Genomic DNA, 3,376 nt, shown 5'->3' with positions numbered 1-3,376 from the left:
TGTTCGGGCTTGGCTCATAGCGGTATTGGCCGCCGAACGAATCACACGATGTGATTCGCGGCGGACGCCTCGGAAGCCGGCCATGGACGGCCGGCGAGAATGAGCGAGAGCCATGCCGGAACATCCTGACACCTTAATTTGGTTGCGGGCGCAGCCCCGCATTAGTAACTTGCAAAGGTTTACGGTTTAAGCAATCCCCGGTTTTAGAACTTTATTTCACTCTCTTCGAGGGGTCATGGTGAGCGGTATACGGTATAGAGAGAAAACCTTGCACCTTATACCTTGCACCTTGCACCTTTTTTATTCTACGGATGTATTACCGCCAGGATTTTCGCCGGGGAATCACCGTGGCACTGAACCCGGTGGGGAATGGATGATTCATAATAAATGCTGTCACCCGCACTAAGGACATCGGTATGATCCCAGAGAGTCACATCAATGGAGCCTTCCAGGACATAGATAAACTCTTCCCCCTCATGGGATGAGCTGGCAGCTGATGGCAGCGTTGCCGGCTCAAGGGTTAAACAAAACGGTTCCATCTGCCGGTCTTTTTTTCCTACCCCCAGGGACTCATAGGTATATCCATAGGTCACACCTTCCTTGGACGCAAAACGGGAAACTGTCTGCCGCTCATCATGACGTATAATGGTAAACGGTTCAGTATCTTCACGGTTAAAAAAACTGCCGATGGAAACATGAAGTGCTTTGGCCAAACGAACCATAGTTCCAAGAGAAGGTGACTCCAGGTGATTTTCAATCTGGGAAAGCACGGCGGTTGAATAGCCGGTTCTCCCGGCCAATTCCTGCAGGGACAGTCCTTGCTTTTCCCTGATAGTCTTGATATTTTCGCATACTTTCATCGTTTCAATAGATCCATTTACCGCATTCATCAACATCTCCATGTAACAGCCGATTAAACTTCAGCCGCTCCCAATTCGATTGCCCTCTGGTTCAGGGGAATCATTTTATGATATTTTGGGTTCAGTGCGTCTTCAAGGGCAGCTTGAACCGCCTTTATGGAGACTACCCCGGTCTTTTTTACATAGGCACCCAACGCCACCATGTTAGCCAGCCGATCATTGCCCAGTTCATCCTGAGCCAACTGATTTAAAGGCAAAGGGACCAAATCAATATCATCCCTTTTGGACTCGGCAACCGGCACCAAAGATGAATTAAGGATCAAAACTCCACCCGGTTTCATCCGCGGCTCAAATTTAATCAGCGATGGACGGTTCATTATCAACAATGATAATGGTCGTCCAACCACCGGAGAACCGATATCCCGCTCATCAATCACCACTGAGCAGTTGGCTGTCCCCCCGCGCATTTCGACGCCATAGGAAGGCAAATAAGTAACATTTTTATCTTCGCGAATGGCGGCATAGGCCAGCAGATTTCCGATCAGCATGATTCCCTGGCCGCCAAAACCGGCCATAATCACATCATAATGCATCCAACACTCCTTCTCTTCACAGCACATCCACCACATCTTTTTGTTTCAGCACTCCCAGGGGGAAATAGGGAATCATTTCATCACTAACCCGTTTGGTCGCTTTCTGGGGAGTCATACCCCAATTGGTCGGACAGGCGGATAAAACCTCCACAAAAGAAAAACCTTTGTCTTCCACCTGCATCTGAAAAGCCTGACGGATAATTTTACGGGCTTTTTTCACATTGGCGGGTTTATCTACGGCAACCCGGGCTACCAGTGAAGGCCCCTCAAGGGCTGCCAGCATCTCGGTCATTTTGATCGGATAACCATCACGATGATAATCCCGACCATAGGGGGTGGTGGTACTGCTCTGTCCCAGCATCGTGGTAGGAGCCATCTGGCCGCCGGTCATCCCATAGATGGAATTATTAACAAATATGACCGTAATATTCTCACCTCGGTTAGCCGCATGAATGATTTCAGCCGTACCAATAGCCGCCAGATCACCATCACCCTGATAGGTGAAAACAATCTGATCTTTCAATACCCGTTTGGTCCCGGTGGCCACCGCCGAAGCCCGCCCATGAGGTGCCTCGATAACATCCACGGCAAAATAATCGTAGAGAAAAACAGAGCAACCCACCGAAGCCACACCAATGGTTTTTTCCCTGAGATTAAAAAAGTCCAGGGCTTCGGCCACCAGCCGATGCACAATACCATGATGACATCCGGGACAAAAATGAAAAGGTTTATCAGTCAGGGATGTAGGTCTTTTAACTACCTGTTTCATAATAACTCCATATTATTATTCAACTTCAGCATAAGCCTGCTGAAGACGATCAAAAATCTCCTCCGGGGTGGGCACGGAGCCACCGGGGCGACCATAGAAATCAACCGGAAGACTGTTATCTATCGACAAACGCACATCTTCAACCATCTGGCCGGTATTCATCTCACAGGTCAAAACCCGGGATACTGATTCCGGTAGATTTTTGAAGGTTGCCGTCGGAAAAGGATAAAGGCTTATGGGCCGAATCAACCCCACTTTCATCCCCTCTTCCCGGGCCTGATCGATAGCAGTTTTAGCAATCCTGGCCATACTGCCAAAAGCAGTCAGAACCAGGTGGGCATCTTCAATAAAGCAAGTTTCCACCATCACGTCATTGGCAGCCAGCTGCTGATATTTCTCCTGCAGACGCCAATTATGTTTTTCCATCTCTCCATCAGCCAGAAAAAGGGATTTAATCAGCCGCGGCTGACGGCCTTTAGCACCGGTAATCAACCATTCACGATCAGGATCACCAGCACTTATTTCCGGCTTCCAGGGATTGATAGGTTCTTTAATCTGTCCCAGTACCGCATCCCCAAGCAACATGGTCAGGCAACGATATTTCTCTGACAGTTCAAAAGCCTTGATGGTCAAATCATACAATTCCTGACCAGTATGGGGAGCAAGAACAATCAGGTGATAATCGCCGTGGCCTCCTCCCTTAACCGCCTGGAAATAATCCCCCTGGGTAGCATTAATCCCTCCCAGGCCGGGACCCTGGCGACTCATATTCACCACCACTCCCGGGAGCTCATTTCCGGCTATATAAGAAAAACCCTCCTGCATCAGGGATATGCCGGGACCACTGGAAGAGGTCATCACCCTGACTCCGGTTGCAGCGGCTCCCAACATCATGTTAATGGAAGCAATTTCACTTTCAGCCTGGAGGAACTCTCCTCCCACTTCCGGCAGATGTTTGGCCATATATTCGGGAATCTCATTTTGCGGGGTAATGGGATAACCAAAATAATAATGGCAGCCGGCATTGATGGCCGCCAGAGCGATGGCTTCATTACCCTTGAGAAAAACCTTTTTTAATGCCGTCATAATATCTACTACCTCCACACCGTAATGGCCAGATCCGGACACATTTCAGCACATTGCGCACAGCCGAT

At 49.1% G+C, this 3,376-nt stretch carries 4 protein-coding genes; all 4 read right to left on the bottom strand.

The annotated features are described in order from the left end of the window. Positions 1 to 305: 305 nt before the first annotated feature. Genes U9P07_06090 through U9P07_06075 form a run of 4 tightly spaced genes read right to left on the bottom strand, consistent with a single transcriptional unit; the run spans position 306 to position 3,308 of the window. Positions 306 to 890, bottom strand: coding sequence for an XRE family transcriptional regulator (locus U9P07_06090; GenBank protein MEA2108972.1), 585 nt, complete (start codon positions 888 to 890; stop codon positions 306 to 308). 23 nt (positions 891 to 913) lie between these two features. After that, the gene (locus U9P07_06085; protein ID MEA2108971.1) at positions 914 to 1,453 is read right to left on the bottom strand and encodes a 2-oxoacid:acceptor oxidoreductase family protein; all 540 of its coding nucleotides are present in this window, start codon (positions 1,451 to 1,453) and stop codon (positions 914 to 916) included. 16 nt (positions 1,454 to 1,469) lie between these two features. After that, complete coding sequence (locus U9P07_06080) at positions 1,470 to 2,222, bottom strand: thiamine pyrophosphate-dependent enzyme (GenBank protein ID MEA2108970.1); 753 nt, start codon at positions 2,220 to 2,222, stop codon at positions 1,470 to 1,472. 15 nt (positions 2,223 to 2,237) lie between these two features. Continuing rightward, entirely contained in the window at positions 2,238 to 3,308 is a 1,071-nt protein-coding gene (locus U9P07_06075) for a 3-methyl-2-oxobutanoate dehydrogenase subunit VorB (GenBank protein ID MEA2108969.1), read from the bottom strand. Between the last annotated feature and the right edge of the window lie 68 nt (positions 3,309 to 3,376).

The organism is Pseudomonadota bacterium (assembly GCA_034660915.1).
In the GTDB taxonomy this organism is placed as follows: domain Bacteria; phylum Desulfobacterota; class Anaeroferrophillalia; order Anaeroferrophillales; family Anaeroferrophillaceae; genus DQWO01.
This window is presented reverse-complemented; position numbering and strand designations above follow the sequence as displayed.

Excerpts from the sequence above, each read along its gene's own strand:
- U9P07_06090 (MEA2108972.1), bottom strand. The coding sequence starts at position 890 with ATGAATGCGGTAAATGGATCTATTGAAACGATGAAAGTATGCGAAAAT.
- U9P07_06085 (MEA2108971.1), bottom strand. The coding sequence starts at position 1,453 with ATGCATTATGATGTGATTATGGCCGGTTTTGGCGGCCAGGGAATCATG.
- U9P07_06080 (MEA2108970.1), bottom strand. The coding sequence starts at position 2,222 with ATGAAACAGGTAGTTAAAAGACCTACATCCCTGACTGATAAACCTTTT.
- U9P07_06075 (MEA2108969.1), bottom strand. The coding sequence starts at position 3,308 with ATGACGGCATTAAAAAAGGTTTTTCTCAAGGGTAATGAAGCCATCGCT.